Genomic DNA, 14,930 nt, shown 5'->3' on the forward strand with positions numbered 1-14,930 from the left:
TACAGTCGTGCTATAATACTTTAAGACTATGCTGAAAAGGAGACCATTATGAAACAGATTTTTATTGGGATTATACGCTTTTATCAAAAATTCATTTCACCAATGACACCACCAACATGCCGCTTTTACCCAACTTGCTCTCATTATGGATTAGAAGCATTTCAAAAGCATGGTGCCCTGAAAGGATTTTGGCTAACTTGTAAGCGTATATTAAAATGTCACCCTTTCCACCCGGGAGGATTTGATCCTGTCCCAGATAAAAAGGATGACAAAGTAAATTCTTAATTGTCGTAACCATTCACAACTAAATCTAATTTTCCTGTGTCAGGATCTATAACAAGACCGTGAACAGGTACTTCTTCAGGAAGTAACGGATGGTTGCGAAGTATTGATACGCTATGTTCTACACTTTCTTCTACACTAGAGAACCCTTGTAAGAATCTTTCTAAATCGATTCCAGAATAACGAAGTGTATCTAATTTCTCTTCTGTGATACCGCGCTCTTTCATCTTCTCAATCGTACTGCTCGCTTGAATTTTTGCCATACCACAATCGTGGTGACCAACTACACAAACTTCATCAGCACCAAGCTCGTATACAGCAACTAAAATACTACGCATAATACTTCCAAACGGATGTGAAATAACAGCGCCTGCTACTTTAATAATTTTCACATCACCGTTGCGCATATTCATCGCTTTCGGTAATAATTCAACAAGGCGAGTATCCATACAAGAGATTATTACCATTTTTTTATTTGGGAATTTTCCCGTTTCGTACTCTTCGTATTTTTTTTCTTCAACGAATTTTTCATTGTATTGTAAAATCTCTTCTAATGACTTCATAGTAAAGGACCCTCTTTTCTCTCATTTACATTACTTATATAGTGTACCAAAATATGAAAAACACAAAAAGTATATTGTATTATTATAAAATCAATATATTTTCAGATAACCGACATAATTCTTTCAAAATATACACACAGCTTTGTAACATGTATCACATACTCCACTCCTATTTTCACTATAAACTAATTGTAGATAATGTAAAAAAGGAGTGAGTATTTATTATGTCCGACGTTCTGTTACTGAGTCGTTTTCAATTTGCAATTACTATTTTTTATCACTTTTTATTTGTACCTTTGACAATCGGACTTGTTATTTTGGTAGCATGTATGGAAACTCAATACGCCCGCACATTGAATCCAACATACCGCAAAATGGCAAATTTCTGGGGTAAATTATTTACAATTAACTTCGTAATGGGGATTATAACCGGGATTACGATGGAATTCCAATTTGGAACAAACTGGTCTGAGTACTCCAAATATATGGGAGATATTTTCGGATCACCTCTCGCAATCGAAGCACTCGTTGCATTCTTCTTAGAATCTACTTTCATGGGAATATGGTTATTCGGTAAAGACAAAATTTCACCAAAATTCCGTGCCTTCTGTATGTGGATGGTTGCACTTGGAACAAATATTTCCGCCCTTTGGATTATTACAGCAAACGGTTTTATGCAAAACCCAGTTGGCTACGTCGTACGTAACGGCCGCGCTGAATTAAATGATTTCTGGGCACTTGTTACAAATCCATACGCTTGGAACATGTTCTTCCATACTGTAATTGGTTGTTATATCGTTGGTGCTTTCTTCGTTATGGCAATTAGTGCCTATCATTTATTACGCAAAAATGAAGTGGAATTCTTCAAAAAATCATTTAAGTTTGGTTTAATGTTAGGCTTATTCGCCGCAACTGTTACGCCGTTTATGGGACATCAATCTGGCGTATCAGCAGCTAAATATCAACCAGCTAAAGGTGCTGCGATGGAAGCAGTTTGGGAAACTGGAAAAGGACAAGGCTTCTCAATTGTTCAAATTCCTGATGTGAAAAACGAAAAGAACTTTGAATTCCTTACAATTCCGAAACTAGGAAGTTTCTTCTACACAAATTCATTTGATGGAGAAATTGTTGGTTTAAAAGATATTCCGAAAGAAGATCGTCCAAACGTTAACCTCGTGTACTATAGCTTCCGCTTAATGGTTGCACTTGGTATGTTCTTTATGGCATTAACTTGGTATGGCTTCTATTTAAACCGAAAAGGAAAACTAGAAAACTCAAAACGTTATTTAAAAATTACAATGTGGTCTGTTTTACTACCATATATCGCAATTAACGCTGGTTGGATTGTTGCCGAAGTAGGTCGTCAACCATGGACAGTTTATAAATTAATGCGTACAGCAGAATCTGTATCACCTATATCTGTTCCACAAATTTGGTTCTCATTAATTAGTTTAATCTTGTTCTACACTTTACTTTTAATCGCAGACGTATACTTAATGCTGAAGTTCGCGAAAAAGGGACCAGCAGCATTAGAAGAGCCTGCTACTAAGGGGGATGCAGCTCATGTCTCATGATATGCTTGCAATCATCTGGTTTGGTTTATGGGGCGTAATTTGGACAGTTTACTTCATTCTTGATGGGTATGCACTTGGTAACGGAATGATTTTTCCTTTCGTTGCGAAAGACCGACAAGAACGAAATCAATTACAAGAAGCAATTGGCCCGTTCTGGGGTGGTAATGAAGTATGGTTAATTACAGCTGGTGGCGCAACATTTGCTGCCTTCCCAATCACATATGCAAATATGTTTAGTTACCTATACACACCACTATTTTTAGTATTACTTGCACTGTTTGCTCGTGCTGCTGGACTTGAATTTATGCATAAAGACGATTCACCAATTTGGCAAAAAACTTGTAAATGGGCATTTACAATTGGTAGTTTCCTAATCGCCTTCTTATTCGGGGTTACGTTCGCTAACCTTTATTACGGACTACAAATCGGAAAAAATGGCTATGAAGGAAATTTACTTAGCTTACTAAACCATTACGGTATTTTGGGAGGTCTGTTCTTCACTGCTATATTCGTCGTATCTGGTGCCCTTTGGGTTATGATTAAAACGACTGGTGAAGTATCTGATCGAGCTTATAAAATCGCAAGACCATTTTCAATGGCAGCTGCTATCATTTTAGCTATCTTCTACGTAGCAACTGCAAATCGTACAAACTTATTCCAAAACTTTACGGAATATCCGGTACTATTCATCCTTCCAGTACTCGCAATGTTAATGAGTGTACTCGCACTTATTATGGTGTATAAACACAAAATCGGCCTTGCATTTACATTCGTTTGCTTAACAATCGCAATGTTTATGACAACTGGCTTTGCAGGTATGTTCCCAAGAATGTTACCATCTCGTATTAACGACGCGTATAGTACAACATTATACAACGCAGCTGGTAGTCAATTAAACTTAAAAATTATGTTCTTCGTTGCAATGGTTATGGTACCAATTGTTATTGGATATCAACTTTGGAGCTACAGTATCTTTAAAAATAAAATTCATAAAGACTCTGCTAAAGGATATCACTAAGATAAAAAAAGACACTTCGTTTGAAGTGTCTTTTTTGTACGTATGATTTTCGATAAGATGTTATATTTCCAATCTAACAACTATAATACAGAAGAATCATTAACAGCTCACAGTTAAATTGTATCACAGGACAAACGCATTACTTTATGCAACTTTGCATATAAAAATTATAACGTAGATTGGATTACTTGATCATACACATCGTTATCCCTTACATCCGCTGTACTAATACCACTAAACGTCCTCACATTAAATCCTGTATTCGATGATCCCGATCCATTATAAGCTTTCGTTTTTTCAATCGGCTGCACGTTATATTTATCCCCTAAATTAATCGTTCCATTACAGTTTTCAATAATAACCCCTTCCACAACTGACGGCATTTTGTCACCTACTTTCATCTCCTTACTTTCATTTTATGAAAAGCGCCTAAAAAAATAGCATGTTTCAATAAGAAAAAGCACTCAGTTTGAGTGCTTTTTCTTATTTACCTTTTTTCTTTTTCTCACAAGCAATTCCATCGCCATCACGATCTAAATGCTTACCATAATATGGACTATCTCTTGTAATGTCATAATATCCAGCATCGTTTGCTTCTTTACAATTAGCAAAACGTTTCGGATCTGGTTTCGGTTCTGGTTTCGGTTCTGGTTTTACTTCTGGTTTTGGTTCTGGTTGTTTTGCTCCTGGTCTTTCTTCAAATGGTAACGTTGCATTATATAAGAACTGAACGTATTGCTCACGACTTACATGCATTTTAGGTGCGAATGTACCATCACCAGTTCCAGCTGTAATATAATTTGATTTAATTGCAGTAATCGCAGGATTCGCCCATCCATTTCTATCTACATCCGGGAAATTATGATCCCCTCTTATTTGCAATTGGAATCCTCTTGTCAAAATTTGTGCCATTTCTTCACGAGTTAACGCATCTTTCGGTCTAAATTTTCCTGTGTTATCTCCAACGAATACACCCATCTCTGTTAAAGCAAGAATCTCTTTTTTAAACATAGTTGAACGATCCGTAACATCTTTATATGGATTGTTATACTGTTCTTTTACTGTCGGTTTTAAATGACGGAACATAAGAGCTGCAACTTGCTCACGTGTTACATTATCACCAAATCCAAAAAGCCCATTTCCGTATCCAGCAACAACATTTTTATTTGCTAAATCCATAATTGCCTTATAAGACCAATGATTGTTTGGAACATCTTTAAACTCTACACTTGCCTGCGCTGTTCCAATTGAAGTAAATGCTGTAGTTGCAACAAGTGCACCTGTTAAAATTAATTTTTTAAATCCCATAATTAAGTCTCCTTCTCTTTACCATAATAACCATTTAACAATATAACAAATTATAAAAATATAATTTGTCATATTCTGTCGAAAACAAAAAAGAATCCAGTAGGATTCTTTTTTGCTAAGCATGAATGGCAATTTTGGAGACAGTTGACTTCTTCAAAAATTTATTAGGGGTAATATTTTGAAAAAGAAAGCCTTTCATATGTAGGTTAACACCACTGGAATATATAGTAAATTGATAATATTTATACGGAAGATTGCTAATGTTTAGTATAGATAGTTTCCACTATGCAAACAGTAAAAACAAACTATACTAAACAACAAAAAGGTGCCTTTAAAGAAGACACCTTTCATAAACAGACATTATAAAACAGAATTATTTATTGTTATACGATTGTTAGATACAAAAAGTAGAGGGAAATGTTTGTACGAAATTCTGCTTTATATAGTCTGCCTGCCATTTATATTTTAATCCTCTTCACTTGAAAATAAATATAATATGCATAATTACATACCAAAAAGAAAAGACACTCCATAGAGTGCCTCTTCAACCATTTTACTTTTAATATATCGCTTTAAATACATTGTAACATATGTATCTATATATTTTATTGAGAAAATTCAAAATCCTTTTTCTTTCATATCCAATTATAAAATCATGTAATATAAAAGGTATGTCAAATTCTTATAAATATTGAGGTGTACTATATTATGTATTTTGGAATCATTCCCCTTATATTATTTATTATTTTTCTTATCTCCTATTTAAAAGATCCACGAAAAATAATAAACGGCTTTTTATTTAATGCCTTTTTCTGTTCATTTCTAATATTTTGCGCTATAGCCTCTTATGAGTCTGGTAGTAATTCTTTACATTTTATCGTTATTATTCCGATGTTAGCGCTAATTGTAATGATACCTTTTGCTATAGTCGCTTTAATGTTTGGACTATTTCTTAATGCAAAAATTTTAATGCAACGTGAAGGAAGACGCTTCACAAACTCTTTAACTTTACTTGCTGCTTTAGGGATTTTATTCTTTATAATGCTCCCTATTATAAATCCAGCAAGTTTATTCTCAGCGCATTTTCAATTTATTTTTGCTGCTATATCTCTTATAACTATGTATTTCTTTGTGCATTTATCTAACTTCTTAAGCGCGTATTTTTTATACCAATTCAATAGACCAAGACGTAATCAAGATTTCATTATCGTTCTTGGTAGCGGCTTAATTAATGATAAGGTACCGCCTTTACTTGCAAGTCGCATTAATAAAGCAATCGACTTTTACTGGAAACAAGCCGCTGTAAATACACCACCAACAATTATTTTCTCTGGTGGACAAGGTCCAGATGAAGGCCTTCCTGAAGCAGAAGCAATGCAAAAATATGCTGTTGAAAAAGGCATTCCGATTGAACATACAGTGCAGGAAAATCGCTCTGTCAACACATATCAAAACATGTCGTTCTCTAAAGAAATTATGAATTCTTTAAAACCAGAAGGTAAGTATAGAAGCATCTTTACAACGAACAACTTCCATCTTTTCCGCGCTGGTATATATGCAAGACAAGCTGGTCTTAATAGCCAAGGAATTGGATCAAAAACAGCATTTTATTACTGGCCTAACGCAATGATTCGTGAATATGTCGCAATTGTCGTTATGGGACGTAAGCGCCATATGAAAATATGTGGAACTATTTTAGGCTTTGCTGTATTCCTAACAGTCCTTAGTTTTATTCTTTCTTAACATTCTCCCATCCTTCCATAAGGATGGGATTTCTTATACTCATTTCAAAAATATTTTAAAGATAATATGGTGATAATATTCCCTGCATACATCCATTAAAGGAGAATTTTTTCAGATTAAATGTTAAAATGGAAGTTAGGTGTGAATTACGTAACAAATAAGAAACTAGTTTGAAACGAGGAAATTACATGGAGAAAATTATCAAAAACAAGCCCAATAAGCTAAAAATCGCTTCAAAAGCTTTGATGATTATTATTGGGGCATTTATCACAGCGTACGGATTAGAAGCAGTATTAATTCCAAATAACGTATCAGACGGTGGTGTGACTGGTTTAAGTATCGTTAGTTCAAGATTATTTGGATTACCATTAGGAGCTCTAATCGCAGTTATTAACATTCCTTTCGTTTGGTTAGGATATAAGCAAATCGGTAAAAGCTTTGCGATTTATTCCATTATCGGGATTGCTTCATTAGCAATAGGTACCGTTGTCATGCACGGAATACCAGCTATTATTGAAGGCGATACATTATTAGTTACAGTTGTTGGTGGTATTATTATCGGGTTTGGTATGGGACTAGCATTACGTAACGGTGGGGCATTAGATGGAATCGATATGCTAGCTGTATTGCTTTCTCGTAAGTTACCATTTGGAACGAGTGACCTTATTTTATTCTTAAACATGTTCGTATTTATTTTCGTATCAACAGTATTCGGCCTTCAAGGAGCTATCCTTTCGGCAATTGCTTACTTTATTGCTTCGAAAGTGATTCATATCGTTGAAGTTGGTTTAAGTGGTTCGAAAGCATTTAAAATCATTACAAAAGAGCCTGAATTAATGGTAGAAACAATTCGCGATCGTTTAGGCCGAAGTGCAACATATAACGAAGTATACGGTGGTTATTCAAGAGAGAAATTTAAAGAAATTTCTTGTGTAATTAACCGTTTAGAAGAAAGTAAAATGAAAGAACTTATTAATGAAATCGATCCAAATGCCTTTATTACAGTTTATGATGTAGCAGAAGTAAAAGGCGGTAACTTTAAGAAACGTGATATTCATTAATCATTATAAAAAAGAGGGTGCGCCAACAATTTGGCACACCCTCTTTTTATTATTACGTTGCGGTCGTTGTCAGTTTCTGTCGGTAAATCGATATGTTTCAGTAATCGCCGATATAATTTTACTTCCCCCATCTTCCTCCTCTCTTAATCCATGCTACGTATTTTTGAAAGGCGGGCACTTCATATTGAAAGCAGAGCGGAACATACAGAAAAAGAGTATATGTACATAGTATCCATAGAATACCTACTACAAAATGAAATTACATCGTTGCGCTAATAAATAAACTGAGAAATAAGACGAGGAACATAATTAAACTAAACCTTTTATATATAGTCATAATAATCTCCTCCTTATAACTTAATTCCAGCTACAAGGAATTAATTTCCATAATAAAAAAAGACCGAAAAGCAAATTCTACTTTTCGGTCTCTATCACTACCTTCTTTTCGTAATCTTTCCTGAACCACCAACCCTCGTTTTTGGGGGAGATGTATTCTTTGGCGGCGTTTTAATAGATGATTTCGGCTTCACATCTGAGCCGCTCGAGCCACCTGGTGTTTTCGTAATTTTCCCTTTGCTTCCGGTAGAAGGTGGAGGCGTCGTATTACTTCCTTTTTCCGTAATACTTCCCTTATCACCTACTGATGATTTCGGATCTACATTATCTCCTCGCTTAATGATAGATCCTTTCCCTTCCTTCGTAATTGGAGGCGGGGTTTTCTTTTCTTCTTTCGTAGGTGGTCTCTCTGGAATAACTGGTTTATGATTTTGTCTGTCATTATATCCTCGGTAATCACCGGATGATGATTTTCGTGAACCGAATATATCGTTTAATATACTTCCCATAATATACCCTTGCAGGAAGGATGGTTGGTAATTTTGACGGACGAATTCTTCATTACTCACTTCAATTAACGTATCAGATGGTTTCTCTTTATCCTTTTGCAAATTATACATTTTATCAGAATAAACGAGGAACATTTGATTTTCGTCTTCTTTAGATGCTTGCTTCGGTTTCCTTTCGGCTATAAGTTCCTTCGCGACTTCAGGAACTGACCGATTGGCGGCCCTATACACGTAAGATTCTTGTTTACCTTCTTTTGCGACAGACTCAAGCGGATAACGGTCTTGAATTGACTTCGCTTGACCACTTTGACAGCCTGATAAAGCATAACCAGCAATAACAAGTAATGTAACGATAGCAAGTATAGGGATTACGAACGATTTAATCATGGTAAACAATCGGTTTGACATGATTACGCCCCCCTTATGTTGCTCTTATAATTTGTACATCAGCAGGAATAATTGTTTCTCCCTCATACATCATTGTGCGACCATTCTGCCATTCAATACGTAATAATTTTCGGTTATCAGATTGGAATTCCCATACGTGCTGTTCTTCTGAAGCAGCGAATGGTGTTTTCCCCATGACAACAACACGTCCGTTATATTGCTCTTCCATATGGTACTCTGTATCATCCATTTCAATTGTCGTCGGAATTTCATCAATTGAATCTAAACGACCATCAATCGGTGTATATAATTTGTAATACGTATTTTCACGGTCTTCAATTTTTAAATAACGAATATCTTTCCCATCCTGCAGCGTTAAAACAATTTCTTTACGAGAATGCATACTCGTTTTCCCAGTTAATTCGTACATGACTAATGAAACTTCAATCATATCGCCAGGAGCTAACGTTAACAAACTTTTCTCTGGTTTCGGCGGCTCTGGGCTCTTCATTATATTTTTAATTCGTTTAAATAAACTCATGATTTACCCCTCCTTCTCTCTTTATAAACAAGCACCTAAAATAAGTGCACCAACGATATGTAATGATCCGGCCAACATCGCGTGTGCAACACTGCCTTCTTTCGTACCTTCTTCTAAATCTAAACCAGCCATTTTCTTTAACACGAATTCGATAAACATTTCTACTACTAACAAAATAACGAAAGAAACTGCTGATGCAAGTAGCGCTTGCCATAAATCATTTGCTTTCGTAATCGACTGAGATAAAATGTACCCTTGCGCGAATAATTTCATGACGAAACGAGTTGTTACAGCTGTATTCCCATTCTTTATTTCTTTTAAATCATTGTATTTAGTAAAAATTGAATCAACCCACATAATTGCAAATAAAAGTACTGCACTCGCTCCAGTCCATACAAGCATGGCCACTACATTCATCCATGTCATTGCAAAACCTCCTCTAAAAAATAATAGAAAACCGACATGAATTCTCTTCAGACATGTCGGTTTCTTTGTCTATTCTATATTATTTCTCATACTGCTTCATAATACGAGCTAATTCATCGTCAACAACAGAATTTTTGTTTAAGCTTGCGAATTCATCATCTAATGACTTTTCTTTTTTATACACTTCGCCGCTTGCTTCTGCTTCAGCCTCTAATTGAAGAGCTTTCTCTTCCATACGGCTTAAACCAGCTTTTGCTGAGTTTGAATCAAATCCAGACATCGCCTGATTAATATTCTTTTGTGCTTTCGCCGCATTTACACGTGCTACAAGTGTTTCACGTTTATTTTTCAGCTCTGTTAATTGCTTACGCATTTCTTCTAACTTCAGACGAAGATTATCAGCAGCAGCTTTGTTTTGCTCATAGCTTGCTTTATACTCATTCATCTTTTGCTCTGCATTTTGTTTTTCTTCAAGAGCGCGACGCGCAAGGTCAAGATTGCTTGCTTGAACAGCCATATGAGCTTGCTCTTCACGTTTTTTCACAAGTGCTTCTTGCTCTTCAAATAATATTTTGAATTTCTTCTCAAGCGCGATTTGAGCTGCTACACTTTTCTCAGCTTCTTGTACATCTGCTTGCATATCGCGTAAATATTGATCCGTCATCTTAACTGGATCTTCCGCTTTCTCAATTAATGAATACACATTCGACATTGTTAAATCTCTTAATCGTTTAAATACAGACATTCAAATTCCTCCTATGATATACCTCATATTTCAAATTCACTACTTGGAAAACTGAAAAATCTCCCTTTACAGTAAAGAATATTCATTTTTACAACCTATGTGTTTATTATAACAAAACTAAGATATCCTTACATGTTATTTCCAAAATACAGCCAATATAATATGACATTCCATATAAAACATTGTATTCCTAATATATTCTCATTCATTCTCTTTAGAATTGACTTATTTTTATGCACTTTCACTAAATTACATTATTGTAATGTTACTGTAAGCTAACTCGATAGTTACGTTTCCATATTTCTTATACACTAATACCAGAAGCAACAAACAAGCTTCTCATCATTTCAAAACTAATACAAAAAATGTATTTACTATAAAACATATAGAAGGAGAAATCATCATGAAAAAATTAATAGGAATCGGATTAGCAGCAGCAATTTCACTTGGAGCGCTATCAGGTTGTTCTTTATTAGGAGAGAAAGCGAACGGCTTTGTACTGTATGGATCAGAAGAGCAAGTTCAGCAAATTACAGATAAAAACAAAAAAGAAGTGAAAGAAAAAGACTTCTATAAAATGAAAATGACAACATTAGAAGGTAAAAAAGTTCTTGTCATGGATAAGAAAACTGGTGAAGAACTGGTGAAGAAAGAGTTACTGAGCAAAGTTTCTAAAAAAGACGACACAAAACCACTTGATAAATTACCAGCTGTAACAACAGAACAAGGTGTATTATTTGCAAAAGAAAAAGTAGAAAATGCTACACTTGATGGGGCTAAATTAAAATACGAAGGCAACACAATCATCGGAAGTGGCCGTGCATATGCCGACATGTTCGCGATTGTTGATGATGCAACTTACGGAAATGTAAAAGGTGAAGAGAAATCTGTTGGGGTATTAAAATTTGATAAAGATCCTAGTAAAGAATTCCCTGGTTACAACGGCATAGAAGCTTCTCAACTTGTAAAAATTAAAAAGTAAAACAAAAAAAGCTTTGCGAAATTCGCAAAGCTTTTTTCTATTTATGAGCAACTTGCTCCATATCAGGACTACAAGTTTGCGATTGACAGGACTTATTTAAAGAACATGCTGCGCATTTTCCCTTTTTACTTCTCTTTACAAAATTAACTAACGTGTATGCTGCATAACCAAAAATGATAGCTCCAATTATAATATTGACCATCATCACAATACATCTCCTTCTAGAATCCGAGTAGGGATCCAACTTGGTATATAATGAGCGTTAATACATAAGCAACAACAAGTGGATACACGACAGAGAAAATCGTCCACTTCGCTGAACCTGTTTCACGTTTAATAACGGCTACTGTCGCTAAACACGGAACATATAATAAAACAAAGAACATAAATGCATATGCTGATAGCGCCGTATAATGTGCTCCCATTACATTTCCTAGCACATCTTCTTTCACCGCATAAATAATTGCCATTGTAGAAACGACAACTTCTTTCGCTAAAAATCCTGTTAACAGGGATGCCCCAGCTTGCCACGTTCCAAAGCCGAGCGGTGCAAATAGTGGTGCGATAAATCCACCAATCATCGCTAAGAAGCTGTCTCCCATATCAACACCAAATCCTGATGGACCTGCATAATTTAATAGCCAAATGACAACAGAACCACCGAAGATAAATGTACCTGCTTTACGAACAAACCCTTTCCCTTTCTCCCACGTGCTTAGCCATAACGTTTTCACTTGTGGCACGCGGTAAGGAGGTAGTTCAATAACGAAAATAGATTTTTCTGCTTTTAAAATTGTAAGAGACATAATTTTTGTAACAAGTAACGCAAGAACAATACCTGCAACATATAAAGAAAATACAACAGTTGCCTGACTATTAGGGAAGAATACTCCCGCAAACAGTGCATATACAGGTAAACGTGCCGAACAAGACATAAACGGTGTTACAAGAACTGTAAGTAAACGTTCTTTTTCTTGTTCAATCGTTCTCGCTGCCATAATACCTGGAACATTACATCCAAAACCGATAATCATCGGAATGAACGCTTTTCCGTTTAAACCGAAGAACTCCATAATTCGATCCATAACAACTGCAATTCGCGCCATATATCCTGAGTCTTCTAGTAATGAAATGAAAAAGAATAGTGCAAAGATTTGTGGCACGAATACTAATACAGCACCAACACCAGCAATAATCCCTTCTGTAACGAGTGCTTGAATAAAATCAGAAGCACCAACACTTGTAAGTCCAGCCGTTACCCAATCCGTAAGCTGTCCACCAAAAAAGCCATCTAGCATATCCGATAAAGGTGTACCAATCCACGTAAACGTAACCTGAAAAATAAAAAACATAACTGCTAAAAAGATTGGAAGTCCTAAAATTTTATGCGTAATTAGTCTATCAATTTTTTCCGAAAAAGGAATTTTTCCTTCTTTCTCATGCTTCATAACATTTGTTTTTAACTTTTCAATATACGCTTCACGAGTTTTGTAAATGTGCTCTTCCAACGTACAATCAAGTTTTCCTTCTAAGCGAGATCGAACGGCTATGAGTTCCTTATAAATTGGTAGTGCTTTCATTTCTTTTTCTACTACTTCGTTATTGCTTAAAAATTGAAGGGCTAACCATCTTGGATGCTTATAATTCGCTGTCTCTAAAAGAGCTATAACCTCTCCAATTCCTTCATCCATTTGTACACCATATGAAATAACGAATGGTTTTTTCTCTTTTTTGTCATTTTCTTTAAGAGTCGCAAGTAGTTCTTCACAGCCTTTTCCGCTTCTTGCAACGACAGGAACAACTGTTACACCTAATAATTCTGATAACCGTTTTACATCAATTACAATTCCTCTTTGCTTCGCCACATCAACCATATTTAAACCAATCGAAACTGGTTTACCAAATTCAAGCAATTGTAATGTTAAATGCATATTTCGCTCGAATTGCGAAGAATCCACTATATTTAACATATGATGAAATTCGTCTGTTAGTAGAAAATTCGTAACGACACCTTCATCACGTGAAACTGGATTTAAATCATAAACGCCTGGTAAATCAATTAATGTTCCTTGCTTATCTTTTAATTTACCAACCTTCTTTTCTACTGTTACACCGCTCCAGTTTCCTACATACTCATAAGAACCAGTAAGTGCATTAAATAATGATGTCTTCCCTGTATTTGGATTCCCTAGCAAAGCAACCTTATTCACGCTAATTCCACCTTTATCATTTTCGCGTCACAATGACGAATACTAATTAACTGTCCACGACACTCCAATGTACAAGGACCTTTGAACATCGCTTTCTGCTTCATACGAAGTTCGCTTCCTTCAGAAAGACCAAAAGCAGCCAATCTTCTCTTTAGTAAATGATCTAAAGACTGAATACTTTTCACTAACACTTTCTCACCTATTTTAATATCTACTAAACTCATAACCTTCCCCCTCAGAAGAGAATGATAATTATTTTCAGAAAAATTATATCACACTCTATTTCACTTGGACTATATCTTTTTGCTTCATATTTATTAACATTTCAATACAATTATATTTCAATAATTGTCATAACAGATTCGTTTGCCATTCTCATCCATTTCGCTTACAATAAACAATAGCAAATAAAGAATCTCGTTATCACAGGGGGAGCCATGCCGCTGAGAGGGAACACTTCGTTCCGACCCTTCGAACCTGTTAGTTAATGCTAACGCAGGGATTGTGCAAACGTCCGAAATACATACCTCTTTTTTATTTACGTATTTCGTATCCTCCTATGATAATGTTCTTTTTTGTACAACTTGGATTTAGGGGGAAACAACATGCGTAACACCAATTTACAAGCGATGATCGAATCTGCTATTCTTGCAGCCTTCGCCCTGGTCATCGACATTTTTCCATTATTATCAATCAAACTTTCAACAGGCGGTTCCATTTCATTTGCTATGATTCCTATTTTTATTATCGCATACCGCTGGGGCTTCAAAATGGCTTTCTTAGGAGGCTTAATTTGGGGATTACTACAAATTGTCGTAGGCGATGCCATTATCGTCACACCAATTCAAGTACTCATTGAATACTTCGTTGCTTTCGCATTCATTGGATTTGCTGGACTCTTTTATAAGCCAATTCAGCAGACCTTAATTAATGGTGAAAGAAAGAAAACAATTTCCTATATTATCCTTGCTACATTTATCGGTAGTCTAGCTCGCTATTTCTTTCACTTTATCGCCGGTATTATTTTCTGGGGACAATATGCACCGAAAGGTCAATCAGCAGTTCTATATTCTTTAATATTTAACGGTAGCACAATGATTGGTTCCTATATTCTATGTACCGTTTTACTTATATTTTTATTTATCACTTCACCACGTTTATTCAAAAGCATCAATGCTTATCAACTAAACTCAAACAAAAAGAGCGCTTAATGAGCGCTCTTTTTTTCATATCGTAATATCAATT

Annotated in this window: 17 protein-coding genes, 1 pseudogene and 1 riboswitch; of the genes and pseudogenes, 7 read left to right on the forward strand and 11 right to left on the reverse strand. The window is 35.4% G+C overall.

Features of this window, described 5'->3' with window-relative positions; translation table 11 throughout:
* The first annotated feature begins 48 nt into the window (after positions 1–48).
* On the forward strand, positions 49–285 hold the full coding sequence (gene yidD / locus KZZ19_RS23445; protein WP_000809334.1) for a membrane protein insertion efficiency factor YidD: 237 nt from the start codon (positions 49–51) through the stop codon (positions 283–285).
* On the opposite strand, the gene KZZ19_RS23450 is transcribed toward yidD, so the two are convergent.
* Positions 282–845 carry a beta-class carbonic anhydrase gene (locus KZZ19_RS23450; protein WP_000838167.1) on the reverse strand — a complete coding sequence of 188 codons (564 nt, stop codon included), beginning with the start codon at positions 843–845 and terminating at the stop codon, positions 282–284. The two genes, yidD and KZZ19_RS23450, sit on opposite strands and share 4 nt — an antisense overlap.
* Before the next feature lie 224 nt (positions 846–1,069).
* Here KZZ19_RS23450 and cydA point away from each other — a divergent pair, with 224 nt between their 5' ends.
* Together cydA and cydB are read left to right on the forward strand one after the other, a co-directional pair.
* Entirely contained in the window at positions 1,070–2,419 is a 1,350-nt protein-coding gene (gene cydA, locus KZZ19_RS23455) for a cytochrome ubiquinol oxidase subunit I (protein ID WP_226544884.1), read from the forward strand.
* Positions 2,409–3,437: a cytochrome d ubiquinol oxidase subunit II gene (gene cydB, locus KZZ19_RS23460; protein WP_061677536.1), complete on the forward strand. Its 1,029-nt coding sequence runs from the start codon at positions 2,409–2,411 to the stop codon at positions 3,435–3,437. Before cydA ends, cydB begins: the two co-directional genes overlap by 11 nt.
* Before the next feature lie 167 nt (positions 3,438–3,604).
* On the opposite strand, the gene KZZ19_RS23465 is transcribed toward cydB, so the two are convergent.
* Positions 3,605–3,838: a spore germination protein gene (locus KZZ19_RS23465; protein ID WP_098341958.1), complete on the reverse strand. Its 234-nt coding sequence runs from the start codon at positions 3,836–3,838 to the stop codon at positions 3,605–3,607.
* Positions 3,839–3,920: 82 nt separating this feature from the next.
* On the reverse strand, positions 3,921–4,745 hold the full coding sequence (locus KZZ19_RS23470; protein WP_237981516.1) for an S-layer homology domain-containing protein: 825 nt from the start codon (positions 4,743–4,745) through the stop codon (positions 3,921–3,923).
* A gap of 708 nt (positions 4,746–5,453) precedes the next feature.
* Between KZZ19_RS23470 and KZZ19_RS23475 the strand changes: the two genes are divergently transcribed.
* Together KZZ19_RS23475 and KZZ19_RS23480 are read left to right on the forward strand one after the other, a co-directional pair.
* The gene (locus KZZ19_RS23475; RefSeq protein ID WP_237981515.1) at positions 5,454–6,488 is read left to right on the forward strand and encodes a YdcF family protein; all 1,035 of its coding nucleotides are present in this window, start codon (positions 5,454–5,456) and stop codon (positions 6,486–6,488) included.
* Positions 6,489–6,676: 188 nt separating this feature from the next.
* Positions 6,677–7,549, forward strand: a complete 873-nt coding sequence (locus KZZ19_RS23480; RefSeq protein ID WP_000411241.1) for a YitT family protein — start codon at positions 6,677–6,679, stop codon at positions 7,547–7,549.
* A gap of 118 nt (positions 7,550–7,667) precedes the next feature.
* Here KZZ19_RS23480 and KZZ19_RS23485 read toward each other — a convergent pair.
* The 5 genes and pseudogenes from KZZ19_RS23485 to KZZ19_RS23505 all read right to left on the reverse strand — a co-directional run bounded on the left by KZZ19_RS23485 (position 7,668) and on the right by KZZ19_RS23505 (position 10,493).
* Positions 7,668–7,886, reverse strand: a pseudogene (locus KZZ19_RS23485) (hypothetical protein).
* A gap of 97 nt (positions 7,887–7,983) precedes the next feature.
* Positions 7,984–8,802: a DUF4247 domain-containing protein gene (locus tag KZZ19_RS23490; protein ID WP_237981514.1), complete on the reverse strand. Its 819-nt coding sequence runs from the start codon at positions 8,800–8,802 to the stop codon at positions 7,984–7,986.
* A gap of 13 nt (positions 8,803–8,815) precedes the next feature.
* The gene (locus KZZ19_RS23495; protein WP_016095930.1) at positions 8,816–9,322 is read right to left on the reverse strand and encodes a DUF4178 domain-containing protein; all 507 of its coding nucleotides are present in this window, start codon (positions 9,320–9,322) and stop codon (positions 8,816–8,818) included.
* 21 nt (positions 9,323–9,343) lie between these two features.
* Positions 9,344–9,748, reverse strand: a complete 405-nt coding sequence (locus KZZ19_RS23500) for a DUF350 domain-containing protein (RefSeq protein ID WP_000220090.1) — start codon at positions 9,746–9,748, stop codon at positions 9,344–9,346.
* Between the two features lie 79 nt (positions 9,749–9,827).
* Complete coding sequence (locus tag KZZ19_RS23505; RefSeq protein ID WP_088098127.1) at positions 9,828–10,493, reverse strand: PspA/IM30 family protein; 666 nt, start codon at positions 10,491–10,493, stop codon at positions 9,828–9,830.
* A 403-nt stretch (positions 10,494–10,896) separates the two neighbouring features.
* On the opposite strand from KZZ19_RS23505, the gene KZZ19_RS23510 reads away from it, so the two are divergent.
* On the forward strand, positions 10,897–11,475 hold the full coding sequence (locus tag KZZ19_RS23510) for a lipoprotein BA_5634 family protein (protein ID WP_237981513.1): 579 nt from the start codon (positions 10,897–10,899) through the stop codon (positions 11,473–11,475).
* Positions 11,476–11,512: 37 nt separating this feature from the next.
* Here the strand turns inward: KZZ19_RS23510 and KZZ19_RS23515 are convergent, their stop codons facing one another.
* The 3 genes from KZZ19_RS23515 to KZZ19_RS23525 are packed head-to-tail and all read right to left on the reverse strand — an operon-like array spanning position 11,513 to position 13,909.
* Positions 11,513–11,680, reverse strand: coding sequence for a FeoB-associated Cys-rich membrane protein (locus tag KZZ19_RS23515; protein WP_000989599.1), 168 nt, complete (start codon positions 11,678–11,680; stop codon positions 11,513–11,515).
* A 16-nt stretch (positions 11,681–11,696) separates the two neighbouring features.
* On the reverse strand, positions 11,697–13,685 hold the full coding sequence (gene feoB / locus KZZ19_RS23520; protein WP_237981512.1) for a ferrous iron transport protein B: 1,989 nt from the start codon (positions 13,683–13,685) through the stop codon (positions 11,697–11,699).
* Positions 13,682–13,909: a FeoA family protein gene (locus tag KZZ19_RS23525; RefSeq protein ID WP_088098130.1), complete on the reverse strand. Its 228-nt coding sequence runs from the start codon at positions 13,907–13,909 to the stop codon at positions 13,682–13,684. The genes feoB and KZZ19_RS23525 overlap by 4 nt, the downstream gene beginning before the upstream one ends.
* 194 nt (positions 13,910–14,103) lie before the next feature.
* A riboswitch (TPP riboswitch) is annotated at positions 14,104–14,205 on the forward strand.
* A gap of 64 nt (positions 14,206–14,269) precedes the next feature.
* Between KZZ19_RS23525 and thiT the strand changes: the two genes are divergently transcribed.
* Entirely contained in the window at positions 14,270–14,896 is a 627-nt protein-coding gene (gene thiT, locus KZZ19_RS23530) for an energy-coupled thiamine transporter ThiT (protein WP_237981562.1), read from the forward strand.
* The last annotated feature ends 34 nt before the right edge of the window (positions 14,897–14,930 follow it).

Source organism: Bacillus thuringiensis, from assembly GCF_022095615.2.
Classification (GTDB): domain Bacteria; phylum Bacillota; class Bacilli; order Bacillales; family Bacillaceae_G; genus Bacillus_A; species Bacillus_A cereus_AG.